Raw genomic sequence first — 17758 nt, forward strand, 5'->3', positions numbered from 1 at the left:
TTTATTCATAAATATTCCTTGGTTAATCTTGAAAAGACATAAACATACATTACTTTTAAATAAAGGTGCTTTAAATAACAACAAAATACTAAAGATCGCTATTAAAGCATTTTTTTTATTTATTTTCTATTTTTATATTTTATTTCAATAAAAAAACAAAAAGTGAACAATAACAGATCATTACTCAATCAATTGTAATATTTTGTTTTTTAAGGAAATAAAATGAACTTGGTTTCTTTTTTGATTGTCAATAAAATAATAACGGACATGACTAATATTGATGATAAATAGACCACCGAAGATAAGGGGGAAATAGAGCAATTCAGAATGTGAAATAGCTGCCATTTCAGATTCTGAAAGCGATATTATCAACAATACTATAAGATAATTTCTTGCTATTTTGCCAAATAACCGTCAAAAATCTCTCCATTTGAAGAGATGATTTCAATCATAAAAGCAAATAAGTAGGCAGTTGTGAGATTAGTATCGACAAAATTTGATCGGATAACCGCACTTTTATCCCAAATTTAGTGGTAAAAGTGCGGTTTTTACTGTCTGAAAACAGTTTAGAAGGAGAGTTCTCTGTCGCCGTTCTCGTCTTTAATTCGATTCGGCAAGCCCATTTGGTTGAGCAGATTGAGGAATGGTTTTGGATCCAGTTGCTCCACATTCACCATTTTTTGCACATCCCAGGTGCCTTGCGCCACCAAAATTGCGGCGGCGACCGGCGGCACGCCGGCGGTGTAGGAAATACCCTGACTGCCCACTTCTTGGTAGGCCTCTTTATGATCGGCAACGTTGTAGATAAAGACCTCTTTGTCTTTACCGTCTTTTTTGCCTTTCGCTAAAGTACCGATACAGGTTTTACCGCTGTAATCCGGTGCCAGTGAGGATGGATCCGGCAGCACCGCTTTCACCACTTTCAGTGGAATCACTTCCAGTCCTTCGGCAGTAGTGACCGGCTGTTCGGATAATAAGCCCAGATTATTCAGCACCGTGAACACATTAATATAATGCTCGCCAAAGCCCATCCAGAAACGGATATTCGGTACATTCAGATTTTGCGACAGCGAATGAATTTCGTCATGTCCTGTCATATAGGAAGTTTGCTGACCGACAACCGGCAAGTCGTCCGTCCGCTTGATTTCAAACATTTGATTACTGGTCCATTGGCTGTTTTGCCAACTCCAGACTTCGCCGGTAAATTCACGGAAATTGATTTCCGGATCAAAATTAGTAGCGAAATAACGCCCATGGCTTCCGGCATTAATATCAATAATATCAATACTATCCGTTTGATCTAAGTAGTCATTGACCGCAACCGCCGCATAGGCATTCACCACGCCCGGATCAAAACCGACACCCAAAATGGCGGTGATGCGATTGGCTTCACACAATTCACGACGTTGCCATTCGTAATTATTATACCACGGCGGGGTTTCACAAATTTTATGCGGTTCTTCGTGGATTGCGGTGTCGAGATAGGCAGCCCCGGTTTCAATGCAGGCTTGCAGCACCGACATATTTAAGAAGGCGGAACCGACGTTAATCACAATTTGTGCTTCGGTTTCTTTAATGATCGATTTGGTTGCTTCGATATTCAGCGCATCCAGCTCAAAGCAGGCAATTTCTGCCGGCACTTTGAAGGCGTTCTTTTCGCGCACACTGGCGGCAATCTCTTGGCATTTGCTGATGCCGCGCGAAGCAATTGCGATAGAGCCTAAAATATCGTTGTGTTGGGCACATTTATGTGCGACCACTTGGGCGACGCCACCGGCGCCAATAATCAAGATGTTTTTTTTCATGTTTGCATAATCCTCCTTAATCACAACCACACTTTTTATCACCAAAGTGCGGTCATAATTGACCTTGTGTTTAATCTTGCCACTGTCGGCAAAACCTGATTGATTCGTTGAAACCGCTTGCTGCCGTCAAAAATCTTGACTAAGACAAGCTGTCAACGTAATCGTCAAAATTGAATTGTTTGATTAATTTAATCTCACCATTCAATTCTTTGCTGGCAATGGACGGCATATTGACGCCATTGAACCAATTCTTTTTCACCATGGTATACCCGGCAGCATCGCCAAACGAGAGGCGATCGCCGATTTTCAATGGCTGTGGAAAGCGATATTCACCGAAAATATCGCCGGCAAGACAGGATTTGCCACAAACCATATACTGGTGTTCACCACTGTTCGGCAGCAGTTTTGCGGTTTGGCGATAGATCAGCAAATCCAACATATGCGCTTCGATCGAGCTGTCGACAATCGCCAAATTTTTGCCGTTATACAAGGTGTCCAATACTGTCACTTCCAGACTGGTGCTGAGCGTAATCGCCGCTTCACCCGGCTCTAAATACAGCTGCACCCCGTATTGTTCGGCAAACTGTTTTAACCGATCGGCAAATTGATCGAGCGGATAATCGGCGCCGGTGAAATGAATTCCGCCGCCCAAACTGACCCAATCCACTTGATACAGCAACTCGCCGAATTCGCTTTCAATGTGTTTTAGCATCTGATCGAAGCGATCAAAATCGCCGTTTTCACAGTTATTATGGAACATAAAGCCGTTAATCCGCGGCATCACTGCACGGATTTTTTCGATATCCCACTCGCCCAAACGACTGTGCGGACGTGCCGGATCCGCCAGAATAAAATCTGAAGTGCTGACGCGCGGATTAACCCGCAAACCACGTTGAATACCACGCGCTTGATCAGCAAAACGGTTCAATTGGCTGATGGAATTAAAAATAATTTTATCCGCATTGGCCACCACTTCGGCAATTTCCGCATCGCTATACGCCACGCTGTAGGCATGGGTTTCGCCGCCGAATTTGCGCTGTCCGAGCTTGACTTCATACAACGAAGAGGAAGTCGTACCGTCCATATAATCACGCATCACATCAAACACGCCCCACGTAGCAAAGCATTTCAGCGCCAGCAACGCTTTTGCGCCGGAACGCTGCCGCAGATAGGCGATTTTCTGCATATTGGCTAACAGTTTGCTTTTATCAATCAGATAATAAGGAGTGGCTAATTCAGTCATTTTCTTTTCACATGCTATAAAAAAATCGGTTGATTAAGAGAACATCCCAATCAACCTATTGATAATATTAAATATTTAATCGAATTTGGTAAACGGGCGCATGCAATGCGCCCCTACAACCGTACGATAATGAAAATGCAGTTCAATTACCAGCCTTTCACCACAGAGTCTTTAAACTCCTGTTTGGCTTTTTCATATACCGCATCAGAGTTATAAGCTTTAACAAAATTGACCACATCTTGATCCGCTTTGTTATCTTCACGTGCCACGATGATGTTCACATACGGGGAATCTTTGTCTTCCACGAAAATCGCATCAGTGCTCGGGAACAAGCCAGCTTGTCCGGCATAGGTGTTGTTGATAATCGCAAAATCCACTTCCGGCAACACTTGTGGCAACAATGGCGCTTCCAACTCACGGATTTTCAGTTTTTTCGGGTTGTCCACAATATCAAGTGCGGTCGGGGTTAAGCCAACGCCGTCTTTCAATTTCAACAGACCTTGTGCTTGCAACAACAACAACGCACGTCCGCCGTTGGTCGGATCGTTTGGAATAGCTACGGTTGCGCCGTCTTTCAATTCATCCAATTTGCTGATTTTTTTCGAATAACCGGCAATCGGGTAAACAAAGGTGTTACCGACAATCACCAAGCCTTTCAAACCACGAGACTCCACTTGCGCATCTAAATATGGTTTGTGTTGGAACGCATTGGCATCAATCGATTTTTCTTCCAACGCCACATTTGGAGTCACATAGTCAGTAAATGGCACTAACTCTACCTCTAAGCCATATTGGTCTTTGGCGACTTGTTTCGCCACTTCCGCCACAGAAAACTCAGGACCGGTTTGAATCCCGACTTTGATTTTACCGTCTTTCGCCAACACTGAACCGGAAAATGCTACAGCGGTCGCCAGTGCGGTTAAGGTGAAAATATTTTTTAATTTCATCATCATTTCCTTACGTTATTAATGGATAAAAATACGCTAAACCGAGCGCTAGCGGTGATCAACATAGCGGACTAAACGATCCCCTACAAATTGAATCAGTTGTACCAAGATCACCAAAATGACGACCACGGTGGTCAGAATTTCAGGTACATTAGTTTGATAACCATAACGAATCGCCACATCGCCCAAACCGCCGCCACCAACAATACCCGCCATCGCGGAATAGTTGACCAACGCAACCAAGGTGATGGTCATGCCGTTGATCAGCGCCGGTTTTGCTTCAGCTAATAAAAATTTGACGATAATTTGAAAATTGCTGGCACCCATCGCACGTGCCGCTTCGATTAAGCCGCTCGGAATTTCGAGCAGAGCCCCTTCGACTAAGCGTGCGATAAAGGGAATCGCCGACACCGTCAACGGTACGATGGCTGCGGTTGTTCCGATAGAAGTTCCCACGATTGCACGAGTAAATGGGATAATCCAAAACAGCAAAATCACAAACGGAATCGCACGTCCGATATTCACCGCCATACTCAACAGTCGGTAGAATTTCGGATTCTCTTTAATTCCCCCCGGTTGAGTGATAAACAGCAACACACCGAGCGGAATGGCAAAGATTGCGGCTAAAAAGCCCGAAGCAAAGACCATATACAGCGTTTCGCCAGTGGCTTGCAAAATCATCTGCCACACTTGTGGCGTTAAACGATCAAACATATCCCAGCACCTCAACCCGCACATTATGTTCCATTAAATAAATTTTTGTTTCGGTAATCGCATCTTCCGGACCTTCAACTTCCGCAATGGTAAACCCGAACTTCACGCCACCGATATAATCAATTTGCGACACCAAAATACTCAAATCCACGCCAAACTTTTTCGAGGTTTGTGACAACAACGGCGCATCGACCGAACGTCCGGTAAATTCAAATTTGATAATCGGATAAGAGTTCGCACCCTTCGGGGCAGCGGAGAGCTGCTCCATATACTCTTTCGGCAGGTTAATCCGAAAGGTCGATTGGATAAAACTTTTTGCCAATTCGGTTTTCGGGTTAGAGAAAATTTCGCTGACGCTACCACTTTCAACCAATTGCCCCTTATCAATCACCACCACCTGATGGCAAATCTGTTTCACCACTTCCATTTCGTGGGTGATTAACAAAATAGTCAAACCCAGTTTCTGATTGATCTCTTGCAACAGTGCTAAGATCGACTGGGTGGTCGCCGGATCAAGCGCACTGGTGGCTTCGTCACACAATAACACTTTCGGCTCCGACGCCAATGCACGGGCAATCGCCACCCGTTGTTTTTGACCGCCGGACAAATTGCTCGGATACACATGCTTCTTATCGCTCAAGCCGACCAATTCCAGCAATTCATCGACACGCTGCGTCACTGCCGCACTATCCATGCCGATCAATTCCAACGGCAACGCCACATTGCCGAACACCGTGCGGCTGCTCAACAGATTAAAATGCTGAAAAATCATACCGATATGACGACGAGCAGCCACCAATTGTGTGTTATTCATTGCGGTCAGCTCTTCACCATCCACAAACACCTGTCCGCTGGTCGGCAGTTCAAGCAAGTTGGCGCAACGAATCAAGGTGCTTTTGCCGGCACCCGACGCACCGATCACGCCACAAATCTGCCCCTTCGGGATCTCCAGATTGACGTTGTCAAGTGCGGTCAGTTTTTTGCCTTTGACCTCAAAAATTTTATTAATATTTTTTAGCTTAATCATATAAGCCCTTTATAATGGGGATTATCAAAATGATTTTGCTATTTTAGACGTCCAGATTGCTATGTCAACCAGTAGTTAGTACTTTTTTATAACAACAAATTATAAGCTATCAATTTTATAGCAAGATCCTTTGATAGCTTACTGCTTCTGCGTCTTTTTGTGCTAAAAAGTGCTATGCTAAACAGCAACCTATTAGTTTAAGTGAGGAAAATGTGGAAAAAGCAATTTTTTTAGATCGCGACGGAACCCTCAATGTCGATCATGGCTATGTACATGAAATTGATCGGTTTGACTTTATCGGCGGCAGTATCGAAGCGCTGGCTGAATTGAAAAAAATGGGCTATTTGCTGGTATTGGTCACCAATCAGTCCGGCATTGCTCGCGGTTATTTCAGTGAAGATCAATTTTTGCAACTGACGGAATGGTTTGATTGGTCACTGGCGGATCGCGGTGTTGATTTTGACGGCATTTACTACTGCCCGCACCTGCCCGACGGCATCGGCGAATACCGCCAAGACTGCGACTGCCGCAAACCCAAACCAGGTATGTTGCTGCAAGCGATTCAAGAATTGAACATCGACCCGAACCACTCTTTTATGGTCGGTGACAAAATCGAAGATCTCATGGCGGGTAAAGCGGCTGGTGTTGCGCATAATATCTTGGTTCGCAGCGGCAAAACCGTCACCACTGAAGGCGAACAATTCGCCGAAGCAGTGCTGGATTCAGTGGCGGATTTGTCGGGGTATATTCTCAGCCAAAAATAGCAATGTGATGCGCCACTATTTTGTCACTCGCAACATCAGCGGCATAAACAGAAAGGTGCTGCCGATACCGATGGAGACCACTAAAGCAAAACTGACCAAAGCGTTCGTTTGGCTGAGCATCAGCAAGCCAAACGAAAGTTGGGTGGTCAAGGCAGAGAGAGAAATCGCTAAAAATGATGAAACCAATACCGCACTTTTTTTCGCCAAAAACACACCGTAATCCACGCCCATTCCTAAAATTAGCACCAGCCCCAAAGCCGCAAACAGGTTAAAACTTTGATCAAAAGCGCTCAACAATGCCAAAGCAATCAACATTGCCAAGCCAATCACTGCCAAAATGCCAAGTGCGGTTTTGATATTGAAACCATAGCTCAGGCAAATAAACACCAGTACAAAACTTGCAGCCAAAATCATCAACACCGTGTTGCGGCTATGTTCAAATAAATCGCTCCATTGCTGTGTCAAATTGTGATAACTCACACCGCTAAGCGAGCCAGCAATGCTGTTGAACAGTTTTGGATCCCCTTGCTGCAACGGCACCAACAAATAACTACCGCTTTGATCGGAAAAATAGAGCGCTTTAAAGTCAGCACCGATAGGTCTTTGCATAAAATCAGACAAACGAATATCTGCCTGTGGATACGGCTTTATCTCACTCAAGCCCAATTGCTGTAGCATCGGCAACAAACAGTTGAAAGCGCTGTTCAGCAACTGATAATTCTGGCTTTGCCGCTGTTCGCTCGGCACATAATCCGACAGCAGCACGCTGTAGCTATCTGCCAGATACTGTTGTTCCAATGCTAATTTCAGTTGCTCGCTGCGCTGCAACAGCTTTTCGTCATTTTCCGCTTGCACAATAAAATATTGCAACTGAGCACCTTGCCCCAGAATTTCGGTCACTTTTTTCTCAATTTGTTGCAAAGATTCCGGCTGATTTTGAAAGCTGCGCACATCATCATTCAAGGTTAAGCGGCTGATACTGTAAAACATTAATGGCAACGCTAGCAATATCACCACCAGCACGCTGTTGCTGTGTTGCCAAAACGCCAAATAGCGTTCAATGTTGCGTTTCCAAAAGAGCGGTTGTGGTGTAATTTTCTCGATAAAATAGGGATATAACCAATAGATTGTCAATAACGATCCCAACAAACCAAAAACCGCATACACCGCCATTTGACGCAAAATTCCAATCGGTGAGAAATACAGCACTAGATACGCCAACGCTGTGGTAATAAACGCAAAATTTAGCGACGGCATCAACTGCTTCAAAATGTGATCCGCACTTTGCGCAGGTTCCGCAAACCGCCGCTCGATCAGGTAATGGATACTGTAATCCGCGGACACCCCAATTAAGGTGGTACTGAGCGCAATCGTCAGCAGATGAATTTCACCAAAAAACCACCATGTCATCAAAGTTCCACTCACCACACCGCTAAACAGCGAAGCCGTGATCAACAGCAACGGATAAAAACTGCGAAACACCAGCAACAGCAGCACCACCACGCCCAACAATGAACCAAGCCCAATGGTTTTAATATCTTGCTCTACACTCATTGCTGAAGCCTGACTAAAAAATAGCGCTCCGCGCGCATACACTTCAGTATCAGGGAAAGTTTGTTGCAACTGCTGCTGAAAATCGTGCAGCTGATTCACTAATACTGTTTTGTCATTGATATTATCTTGAGAAGGTTCTAACTCGGCACGCAATAAAATATAAAATTTTTGTTGATGTTGCACATACAACCAACCTTGCTGCGACTGAATGTTACCGCTCTTGCGCTGCAAGAGCTGCTGCCTGACCAACAATAGCGGATCATTCGCCAATTCAGCCGAACTGATGCCGGAGAATGGCGAGTAGATTTCAGCCTGCAACGTTGGATAATAACTGAGAGGATCTGCCAACTGTATTCGCAACTGATCGCTTAATAAGATGCTGCGATAGTCAAAAAAGTAGCGCTGCCAATCTTGCTGTAGCGCTTGGTTTTGCCCTTGAATTTGTCGCAGTTGCGGCAACGTGGTTAAATATTCCTGCCATTGCACCGCACTTTGCATTGCCTGCGCGAGACTATCGGCACCGACCAACCACAGCAAAGAGCGGTTGAGCCCTGTCGATAACTTCTTCTCAATTTGCGGTGCAACCTGATAATTGCCATCTAAAAGTGCGGTCACATTGCTTTCGATCTTGGCACTGCGAGCGGTCAGCCCCAAGCAAACTGCCATAATCAGCAATGCTACAAACCAAATAACGGCGCGGCTGCCTGTCTTAATCTGCCAGAAGCTGCTGCTGCGCATGTGAAAGCTGTTTCAATTCGTGGCAATTAGAAAAGACTAATCGCGTGGTGTCATTTTGTTTATCGTCCAGTTCAATATGTTGTACCGTGCGATCACCGCTCAAGCTGATTTTATTAAAAATTTGATTAAACGGTTGGGCTGTCGGCAGCAAATCCAAATGCCACAGAGGTGATTTGCTCGGTTGCGGCTGAAGATCAAAAAACGGCTGCAACGCCTGCCATTCTCCTTGAAAAATATCGCTCATCAGCGCTGTAAAATGAAACAGCTGTGGCTGCTCCTGTTCGCTAATCGTTTTGCTGTTGCCCTGCACTTCTTGATAGATTCGCTTAGGGGTCATCACTACGGTTTGTGCAAATGGTGCGGTTTGTGCCCAAATAACGCCTTTGGTTTTATCTAACGTTAAGGTTCCTTGTGACTCCAACGGTCGGCTGAGTGCCGCAATCTGCCGCGTTTGTCGAAAATCACATTGCAGTTTATTCGGCACTGATAACCGCACTTTGATTTGCTGTAGTTCTGGTGAGGATGGCTCTGCCACCGCCGTGCCGATCATGCCAGCAAAAATCGCTACTAAATATAAAAACCGATATCGCATATCCTAATCCTTGATTTTTTCCTATTCGCTATTTCTAATCAGCGTTCGATGTTGTTGCATTTAAACAACACCGCACTTTGTTCTGCCAGCAGTCGGGGGTAACAAATTGCAACTCATCGCCACCCAATCGAACCGCCACTTGGGTGCTTGATGCGCGGCATAACACTGTGTTTTCGCGGTAATCACGAAAAGTAAACGCTATTTTGACCTGATTTTCAAATTCGATTAAATCCGCCGTCACTGTAAATTGCTGATCCAACACAATCGGTCTGATATATTTGATCTCCGCTTTGACCACCGGCCACTGGTAACCTGAAGCAACCATTTCACGATAGCCGTAGCCCAGCTTATCGAACAGCGCAATTCTCGCCTCTTCGATAAATTGCCAGTAGCGTCCGTGCCAGACAACCTGCATCGGATCCAGATCCTGAAATGCCGGTTTTAATTGTACGCTTGCTTGCACCAAGCCTGTTTTATATCTTGTCATTTTCTCTACTTACGCCAAAAATCATAAAAATTAAACCACTCCAACGGCGACAAACGGCAGTAATGCTCCAACCGAGCGGCATATTTTTCAATATAGCCCTGCACGCCTTCTTGTTTGCGCAGCGCTCTTGGCAAATGAATACGTTCCGCAAACAACTCTAAATAGAAATCGAAGCGGTTATCTTGCGTCGGATGACGCAGCACAAACATCAGATACACCGGCACTTTCAACAGATGTGCCAACACATAAGGGCCATGCGGAAAATATGCTGTTTTGCCTAAAAATGTCGCCGAGCTGCTGTTTTGCAGCGTCGGGTCATTCGGGCTGGTGCGATCGCCCACGATAATAATCAAATGCCCCGCCTGAATTTTTTGTTGCAACAAAAACAGTGTAGCAGGCGAGATCGCATCAATTTGTAGCAGTTCGATCCGCCCACGCCCGACTTGCTGGTATTTTTCGAGCAATGCGTTAAAACGAACCGCATGACGGGTAAAAACCAACGCTGTCACTTTCAATCCAGTTTCGCGCGCACTCAACGCTCTGCACAATTCTAAATCGCCCAGATGAGAGCCGATAATCAGCGCACTGCGCAGCGTTTTCGCATTTTCCGCTAATCCATCTGCAAAATGAAAGTTGATGTCGTCAATCGAAATATCACCACGCCACGCAATGATTTTATTTAAAATCGCTTCCGCAAAATAGGACAAATGATGAAAACTGTTCAGTTTTTTTGTGGGATAATCCAAAGGGTCAAAATAGGCTTGTAAATTCTGCAAATATTGCTCAGACGCCGTTCGGTGCTGTTTGGCAAATGCCCAATAATAAAAAATAACCGGCTTGAGCAAGAAACGAAAGCCACGTTTGCCCAAAATACGATAAATGATCAATAGTGTCCGAATGCCGATTTCTGAGCCGGTTTCTGCCATTCTCGACCAATGTTCTGTTTTCATGGCGATACTTTTTATGTGAATTTGTTACGGAGCAACGCCGGAAAATAGCGCCATAATTGTAATAGTAAACGGCAGTGCATTTTACTCAATCGCAGGTTATCACGCCATTGATCAAAATGCGAAATCCCGTCTTTAGGATAGATTACGTTGGTCGGCAAAAACCGCACTTGCTGATAGCGCCAGTAATATTGCACTAGAATTTCAATGTCAAATTCCATTCGATTGCCACTGTAAACCTGCCGTACAATTGCCAGCGTATTTGCTACCGGATAGACTCGAAAACCGCATAAACTGTCTTTGATATCAAACGATAACGTTTCTAGCCAAACCCAAACATGGGTTAGATAACGCCCGTAGTAACGCAGCTTCGGCACGCTGTGATCGTATATCGGTTGTCCGGAAACCAGTGCTTGCGGCGAATGTTGTGAAATCTCGATAAAACGGGGAATGTCTTGCAAATCATGCTGTCCATCAGCATCCACTTGCAATATATGTGAAAACCCAAGCCATTCTGCCAAGTAAAGTGCGGTTTTCAAAGCGCCACCTTTACCCAAATTCTGTGAATGGCGGTGTAGAATCAAATCATATTGCGTCGCCAACTCCGACAAAATGGCTGCGGTTTCCACATCTGAAGCATCATCAATCAGTATAATCGGCAAGTTAAAATCGCTGACTTTTTCAATCACCGCGCGAATGAAACGCCCGTGGTTGTAGCAAGGGATTACGATACAATATTTTAGATTATCAGTTTTCATAACAGTAATATTCCACTGCTGGCAACATCTTGATCCAAATAATAACTAAATTTGAGCTGCTTGTTGGCAAGCCTGCGTTCAAGCTGCAAGGTCACGCGGCTGCCACTGAAAATTAATTTTTGAAACTTGATTTGCCGAATCGTTGCCGTTGTTAGATCTTGCTGCCAAAATTGCTGTACAAAACCATGCACGACCCCCAATTGCACCACACCTGCCAAGATCGGTAACGCCGGAAAATGCCCTGCAAAATAGGGGTAGTCCGAGCTAAAATGACACTCGATCTGCAAATAGCCATCATCGTGGCACAACACTTGATAGCTTGGTAACAACTCACTCATTAAACAGCTCCTGTAGTAGGCTTAAACTGAGTTTGCCCTGTTCATTCATCGGCATAAAAGGCTGCAACCGCACTTTGCGTGGCAACGCGATCAATTCGATGTGGTTTTTTAAATGTTGGCGCAGCCGCAACAAAATCGCTTTGCGCGATTGATCTTGATGTCCGTCATTCAGTACCACCACCAAGCCGACGCTATCGCGTAAATGATCACTGACCACTAAGGCTTTAACTTCCTTAATCTCTTCCAGTTGCAGCGCTAAATTCTCAATCTGAGTCAACGAAATCCGTTTATCCGAAATTTTTGCTACCCTATCCGCCCTGCCCAGTAGTTCAAAACTGTTCTTTTGCAGCGCAATCCGATCTTCCATTTTATACCACTCGCCACTTGGCAACAGCGGTGAGCGAATGGTTAAACAGTTGTCTTGTAAATCCTGTTTAAACTCAATGCCGTCCAGCACCAGCCACTGCTGTTGTGGAAACGTGCGGTACGCCACTGCGCCGGTTTCGCTGGAGCCGTAGAACTCCATCAACTCGGTTTGCAGTAAAGATTGCGTCAATAATCCAACTGGCTCCGGCAATTTACCGCCGGAAGAAAACACAATATTAGCAGGCGGATAGCTTAAACGTGGATCTAAAAATCGCAAAAATGCCGGGCTGCTGATCAACGCATACGCAAATGGGATTTTCGCCACCTGCTCCGGAATCACAAAATTATATTCAAAAAACGGCATTCTGAGCACGAGTGGAAATAGCAAACGATACATCAACCCCAGCAAATGATTGTGATTGACCGTCGAATACATCACGCAGCCTTGTAGCTGCGCTTTCAACAATTGGTGTTCAATTCGGATTTGGCGGTCGAACAGTGCCAGATATTTCTCAATGCCTTTCGGCTGCCCGGTGCTGCCGGAAGTAAACAACAGAATATCGGCGCTATCTGGTGCGCAAAATTCGCTGCCAATAAATGCTTCGCTAAACTCGATCGGCTGCCCTGATTCTGCGATTTCTGAACAAAACAAAACCGCACTTTTGTCGCTATACTCTTGTGTTTGGTACTGTTGCGCTTGGTACTGTTGCGCTTGATGCCCTTTCGCTGGGTGGCAATAGGCTTGCAACTTTAGTTCATCGCTCATCAACAGTGAAAAATGTGCAGCAATACTGTGCAAATGTTCCACCGTCGCCAAAGAAGGCAAAATTATCTTCCGTTTCAGGTGAACGCACGCCAATAAAGCGCAAACCATCAAAAACCCACTTTTGAATACCAGCGCAACCGCACTTTGCTCCGACGTTTCGGTTTGCAAACGTTGGATCATCCAACTGCAAGTTCGGCGTAAATCCTGCCAGTCGTATTGCTGATGTTCACCGATACACACAATATGACGACTCTCGGCATCGTGGTACAACAACTGTTTTAACGGAACCAATAAATCCGCCTGTGCAACAAACTGGGCAGAAAATAGTGCGTTGATAGATTGTTTTTGGGGTGTTTTTTCTAACATTGTTTTTATTTTAGATCTCTTTGTCGCACAATCCGGCGAACCATCAACTCAATAATAAAAAATAGACCGATTAAGATATAACTGATAAATCCGTTATACCACGTCCAATAAATGACATTATCCTGTAGTGCCGTCAGCAGCGAAATACTGCCGTTAAACAAGAAAAAACCGCACCACGCCCAAGTGACTTTACGAGTATAAACCACGCCCTGCGGCGACAGATCTTTTTCAACCAAACGGGCAAACAATTCTATCACCGTGGGCGGAAAAACCAAACTAAACAGGAACAGTCCCAAACAGAGTAAATTTACCAGCAGCGGATAAAACAACAATCCGGTTGCGCTGTTTGCCAAAAACGCATACACACTTACGCCGATGCCGATTAGCGCAGAAGCCGCGCCCAGAAAAATCAGATAACCGCGCTGCTTGACCGCACTTTGCCGCAAAACGAGGATTAAGCGCAACAGAAACAACGTCGTCAGCCCAAGAAGCAACCAATGCAATGGCAAATTCTCCAGACTGAAAAAGACAAAAAACGGATAAGCGACCAACAACAGTGTTGTCAATCCGTTTAGGGATTTCTTCATACGGCTATCGTCAATCAAGCTGGTGTTTTTTCATTCCATAACGTATAGATCACCTCGACAATGTCACCGATGGTTCTGACATTTTTGAAGGCTTCCGGGCTGACCCGTTTTTTAGTTTTATTTTGTAAATGCACGATTAAATCCACAGCATCAATGCTGTCCAGATCTAAATCGTCGGCAATATGTGAGTCCAACGTGACTGAATCCGGATCAATATCAAATAATTCTTGTAAAAACTGTTTGATCTGTTCAAAAATTTCTTGCTTTTCCATACCGGCTCCCAGTTTTATTTTATGCTTGTTGTGATTGAATAAATTCGGCTAAGGTTTTGACCGAATAAAAATATTGATGCACCTCTTCGCTGTCGGCGTTCAATTCAACCTGAAATTTATTTTTGATCGCCAACCCCAATTCCAACGCGTCAATGGAATCCAGTCCCAAGCCGTCATTAAAGAGCGGTGCTGTGGTTTCAATATCTTCCGGCGTTAATTCTTCCAAATTTAACGCATCAATAATTAATTGTTTAATCTCATTTTCTAATGTTTGCATAAGTGATTCTCGGCAAAATGGACAACGTCTGTTGTCGGTTGTAATAATTCGGTCAGCTTTGCATTTAATTCCCGAACCGCTCTTGAAGGCGGAATATCAGGGTTTAAATAAGGTTCAACCGGTTCTAAATGTTGTACTTTTAAGTAAAAAAAGGCTTTTTTATCAGTCAATTGATACCATTTCATACTCTTATTTAAAATCAGAGGGCGGCAACTGATATGTACGATTCTTAACGGAACGCCACAACGCACCGCCAAATTCGCCGCCCCACGTTGTAATTTTAGTGGCGCAGCGCCATAAATCGCATCCAGTGACGAGCGAGTCCCTTCAGGGAAAATCAGCATTTTCCCCCCTTGTGACAACCGCAGTTTACAAGCCTCAAACAACGGCTGTGGATCGGCGGTGTTGGCAATATAACCGGCATTGCGAACCACCATTTTGCAAAACGGGTTATGAAATAGTGACTCTTTGACCACACAATCCATCTCCGGCAGAATCGAGCCAATTAACACATAATCCAATAATGTCGGGTGGTTGGCAACGATCAGACAACCCCGATCCTGTTGTAAAACTTCTGCCCCATCAATCTGATAATCGATTACGCGGAAATATTTTAAGCCGTTTACAAACAGCTTGAAACAAAAACTCACGCTCTGCTGGCTGCGTAAACGGCGCTGGCGCTGATCGCGATACACCAAACGTAAAATCAGCATCCAGATATTGCCCAACAAAACAGCACCTAGTCCGAAAAAAACGAATCCCAGGCCAATGCCGATCACCCGCCAATATCGAGCTATTGTTGTGAAAACCGCCATTGTTGCCACCCATAAGTTAATGCAAATTGTGGAGTGCCGCGATAATATTCCCGCAAAAACGCCAGCCCGTCAGGAAAAGATTCTTTGCACGCCTGTTCTGCCGCCTGAAAAGCGACATGCCACTGTGATCCCGGTGTCAAAACCATTGCAAACGCATAAGCAGTTTGTTGCTCTGCTTGTGACAAAAAAGGCTTATAAAAGTGCGGTATTTCATCGTCAAAAACGACCAATAACACATTGCTTTTGCCATCCTGCAAACACAACAATGCCTCTAACAAAGCTGCACAAAATGTATTCGCTTCTGCCGCCACCGAGCTAATCGGTGCAGTTTGTTTGGCAAGAATACTGAACTGCCCTGACGGGGCGTTATGTACTGCGGTGGCAAAATCTGTCGGCGACATTTCCCCTTGCGCAAAAAAACTGCTCAACAGCTTATATGTTCGTGCCAGTTGTCCGTGCCGACTGGCAAAAACCACAGCATCGATGTCATGCTGCTGGTTCAGTTCCAGTGCCAGTTGAATCGCCATTTTATCGGCAACGCCCATTCTTCTGGCTTGCATTAACGGAATCAGGCTCGGTTTAAAGCTCGCCTGAGTCGATTTTGGCAAATTCTGTACATCAGAATCTGCCCATTCCTGCCACTGTGCTTCATCATTCAAAGCGCTGCTATAGGCTTTCAAACAGGCAATATCAAAATCGAACATTATGTTGCGCTCCGCAAGATTCTACTTTTCCACACAAAATTGGCTGAGTGCCGCCAATTTCGCTTTATGATCTGCCACGAAAGGGTTATTTTCATCCCACGCATAACCTGCCAAAAGGGAGCTGATCATACGCTCAATGTGCCGGCTTTTATTCTGCCAGAATACCGCTCTTTGGAAACTAAGATCATACCAGCCCATCACATAGGTTTTAAAGGTATCTACCCCTTGTTGCAACGGATCAGCAAATTCGCTTTTCCAATCCACTTGCTGACCACGCAGCTGACGATCTAGCAAATTTGCGGCTAGACTGGCGCCGTGCATGGCAATGGTCACGCCGGAAGAGAACACCGGATCTAAAAATTCGGCGCTGTTGCCTAACAGCGCAAAACGCTGTCCAAACAGTTGTTTTACATTCGCGGAATAACCGAATAATTTGCTGCATGGCGTATCCCATTTGGCATCTGAGACAATCCGTTTTAAAGAAGGAGTCGTATCAACAAAATGGTGCAGACAAGCCGATAAATCATCGCCGAACTGGCTGAAATAGCGATCCAAGCCGACAACACCTATCGAACTTCTGCCATCACTGAAAGGAATCAACCAAAACCAAACATCGTTGAGTTCTGGATGCACGGTAATCAGGATCTTATCGCGCTCAAACGCCGGATGGGTAATACGATCTTCAATATGGGTAAACACCGCTTGACGAACCGGCAATTCGGATGGGGTTTCCAGCGCCAGCAAGCGCGCCAAAACTCGCCCATAGCCACTGGCATCCAACACAAACTCAGCTTGCACCTGATAAATCTCCCCCTGCTGATCTTTGACCGTCAAGCGAGCAGAATCCTCTTGAAAATTGGTTGTAATGATTTCGTGTTGGTAACGAATTTCCACACCCTGCTCTGCCGCACTGTCGGCTAACAGCTTATCAAACTCCGCACGCCGAATTTCATAAGCATATTTTTTGCCGTCAGTAAACGCATCACCAAAATCAAATATCGAATATTCGTCACCACGTGCAAATGCCGCACCGTTTTTAATTTGAAAGCCATAATTTTCGACCTGTGGCAGCATTCCTGCTTCTTCAATAAAATCAAGGCAGTGCGGCAACAGACTTTCACCAATCGAAAAACGGGGAAATGTCTGTTTTTCTAACACTAACACATCATTGCCTTTGCGTTTTAGAATTGCCGCCGCAATCGCGCCGGAAGGACCGGCACCGATCACCACCACTCGACGTTGTTCTATCATGATCAACTCCGTCGTATTTATTTAATAAAATCAGCTTTTAGCGCAACGCCGGCAATAGTTCTGCCTGCATGGCATTCATATTGTGTCGTACTGTTATAGACTTTTTTCTTGTAATAGCTTTGGATATTGGAAACTTTACTGACATCCAAACTTTTCGCTTTCGACTGCAACTGGATCAACGCCGATTTCATTACCCACCGACAAGCCTCTTGATCAGTTTTATTCACTGCGTTGGTTTTTTTATTGGTTGTTGCTGTCTCCACAACTTTTCCCCCGACCGAACGCCCAAAATACATTTTGATTTTTGGATCCAAGGTGCCATCTTGCAACGCCGCTTGATACACTTCTTCAATTGGCAAATAATGCGTAGTATCTCTTGCTGCACAAGCGGTTAATCCTGCAATCATTGCCGCAACAAATAGTAACTTTTTCATATAGAC

General features: G+C 44.9%; 20 protein-coding genes. 1 reads left to right on the top strand and 19 read right to left on the bottom strand.

Annotation, left to right across the window (positions count from 1 at the left end; translation table 11 throughout):
- Positions 1-566: 566 nt before the first annotated feature.
- The 5 genes from FHQ30_RS09300 to metN all read right to left on the bottom strand — a co-directional run bounded on the left by FHQ30_RS09300 (position 567) and on the right by metN (position 5736).
- On the bottom strand, positions 567-1805 hold the full coding sequence (locus FHQ30_RS09300; RefSeq protein WP_139611266.1) for a saccharopine dehydrogenase family protein: 1239 nt from the start codon (positions 1803-1805) through the stop codon (positions 567-569).
- Between the two features lie 139 nt (positions 1806-1944).
- Complete coding sequence (locus tag FHQ30_RS09305; RefSeq protein ID WP_139611265.1) at positions 1945-3048, bottom strand: carboxynorspermidine decarboxylase; 1104 nt, start codon at positions 3046-3048, stop codon at positions 1945-1947.
- Between the two features lie 146 nt (positions 3049-3194).
- The gene (metQ, locus tag FHQ30_RS09310; RefSeq protein ID WP_132966218.1) at positions 3195-3995 is read right to left on the bottom strand and encodes a methionine ABC transporter substrate-binding lipoprotein MetQ; all 801 of its coding nucleotides are present in this window, start codon (positions 3993-3995) and stop codon (positions 3195-3197) included.
- A 48-nt stretch (positions 3996-4043) separates the two neighbouring features.
- Positions 4044-4709, bottom strand: coding sequence for a methionine ABC transporter permease (locus FHQ30_RS09315; protein ID WP_139611264.1), 666 nt, complete (start codon positions 4707-4709; stop codon positions 4044-4046).
- On the bottom strand, positions 4702-5736 hold the full coding sequence (gene metN, locus FHQ30_RS09320; protein ID WP_139611263.1) for a methionine ABC transporter ATP-binding protein MetN: 1035 nt from the start codon (positions 5734-5736) through the stop codon (positions 4702-4704). The genes FHQ30_RS09315 and metN overlap by 8 nt, the downstream gene beginning before the upstream one ends.
- A gap of 212 nt (positions 5737-5948) precedes the next feature.
- Here metN and gmhB point away from each other — a divergent pair, with 212 nt between their 5' ends.
- Positions 5949-6500, top strand: coding sequence for a D-glycero-beta-D-manno-heptose 1,7-bisphosphate 7-phosphatase (gmhB, locus tag FHQ30_RS09325; RefSeq protein ID WP_139611262.1), 552 nt, complete (start codon positions 5949-5951; stop codon positions 6498-6500).
- A 15-nt stretch (positions 6501-6515) separates the two neighbouring features.
- On the opposite strand, the gene FHQ30_RS09330 is transcribed toward gmhB, so the two are convergent.
- The 14 genes from FHQ30_RS09330 to FHQ30_RS09395 form a co-directional block, all read right to left on the bottom strand.
- A complete protein-coding gene (locus FHQ30_RS09330) occupies positions 6516-8792 on the bottom strand; it encodes an MMPL family transporter (RefSeq protein ID WP_139611261.1) in 2277 nt (758 codons plus the stop codon).
- Positions 8764-9384, bottom strand: a complete 621-nt coding sequence (locus FHQ30_RS09335) for an outer membrane lipoprotein carrier protein LolA (RefSeq protein WP_139611260.1) — start codon at positions 9382-9384, stop codon at positions 8764-8766. The genes FHQ30_RS09330 and FHQ30_RS09335 overlap by 29 nt, the downstream gene beginning before the upstream one ends.
- A gap of 34 nt (positions 9385-9418) precedes the next feature.
- The gene (locus FHQ30_RS09340) at positions 9419-9871 is read right to left on the bottom strand and encodes an acyl-CoA thioesterase (RefSeq protein WP_139611259.1); all 453 of its coding nucleotides are present in this window, start codon (positions 9869-9871) and stop codon (positions 9419-9421) included.
- A 5-nt stretch (positions 9872-9876) separates the two neighbouring features.
- The gene (locus tag FHQ30_RS09345) at positions 9877-10821 is read right to left on the bottom strand and encodes a lysophospholipid acyltransferase family protein (protein WP_139611258.1); all 945 of its coding nucleotides are present in this window, start codon (positions 10819-10821) and stop codon (positions 9877-9879) included.
- An 11-nt stretch (positions 10822-10832) separates the two neighbouring features.
- Positions 10833-11576, bottom strand: coding sequence for a glycosyltransferase family 2 protein (locus FHQ30_RS09350; protein WP_139611257.1), 744 nt, complete (start codon positions 11574-11576; stop codon positions 10833-10835).
- Positions 11573-11914, bottom strand: a complete 342-nt coding sequence (locus tag FHQ30_RS09355; protein ID WP_139611256.1) for an ApeI family dehydratase — start codon at positions 11912-11914, stop codon at positions 11573-11575. Before FHQ30_RS09355 ends, FHQ30_RS09350 begins: the two co-directional genes overlap by 4 nt.
- On the bottom strand, positions 11907-13412 hold the full coding sequence (locus FHQ30_RS09360; protein ID WP_139611255.1) for an AMP-binding protein: 1506 nt from the start codon (positions 13410-13412) through the stop codon (positions 11907-11909). Before FHQ30_RS09360 ends, FHQ30_RS09355 begins: the two co-directional genes overlap by 8 nt.
- Positions 13413-13417: 5 nt before the next feature.
- A complete protein-coding gene (locus FHQ30_RS09365; RefSeq protein WP_139611254.1) occupies positions 13418-13999 on the bottom strand; it encodes a COG4648 family protein in 582 nt (193 codons plus the stop codon).
- Between the two features lie 14 nt (positions 14000-14013).
- The gene (locus tag FHQ30_RS09370) at positions 14014-14271 is read right to left on the bottom strand and encodes an acyl carrier protein (protein ID WP_139611253.1); all 258 of its coding nucleotides are present in this window, start codon (positions 14269-14271) and stop codon (positions 14014-14016) included.
- A gap of 19 nt (positions 14272-14290) precedes the next feature.
- Positions 14291-14548, bottom strand: coding sequence for a phosphopantetheine-binding protein (locus FHQ30_RS09375; protein ID WP_139611252.1), 258 nt, complete (start codon positions 14546-14548; stop codon positions 14291-14293).
- Positions 14536-15279: a lysophospholipid acyltransferase family protein gene (locus FHQ30_RS09380; protein WP_176552632.1), complete on the bottom strand. Its 744-nt coding sequence runs from the start codon at positions 15277-15279 to the stop codon at positions 14536-14538. The genes FHQ30_RS09375 and FHQ30_RS09380 overlap by 13 nt, the downstream gene beginning before the upstream one ends.
- Before the next feature lie 62 nt (positions 15280-15341).
- Entirely contained in the window at positions 15342-16067 is a 726-nt protein-coding gene (locus FHQ30_RS09385) for a beta-ketoacyl synthase chain length factor (protein ID WP_139611250.1), read from the bottom strand.
- A 21-nt stretch (positions 16068-16088) separates the two neighbouring features.
- The gene (locus FHQ30_RS09390) at positions 16089-17318 is read right to left on the bottom strand and encodes an NAD(P)/FAD-dependent oxidoreductase (RefSeq protein WP_139611249.1); all 1230 of its coding nucleotides are present in this window, start codon (positions 17316-17318) and stop codon (positions 16089-16091) included.
- A 17-nt stretch (positions 17319-17335) separates the two neighbouring features.
- Positions 17336-17752, bottom strand: a complete 417-nt coding sequence (locus tag FHQ30_RS09395; RefSeq protein ID WP_139611248.1) for an excinuclease ABC subunit A — start codon at positions 17750-17752, stop codon at positions 17336-17338.
- Between the last annotated feature and the right edge of the window lie 6 nt (positions 17753-17758).

This window comes from Testudinibacter sp. 'clade 2', from assembly GCF_006227735.1.
Taxonomy (GTDB): domain Bacteria; phylum Pseudomonadota; class Gammaproteobacteria; order Enterobacterales; family Pasteurellaceae; genus Chelonobacter.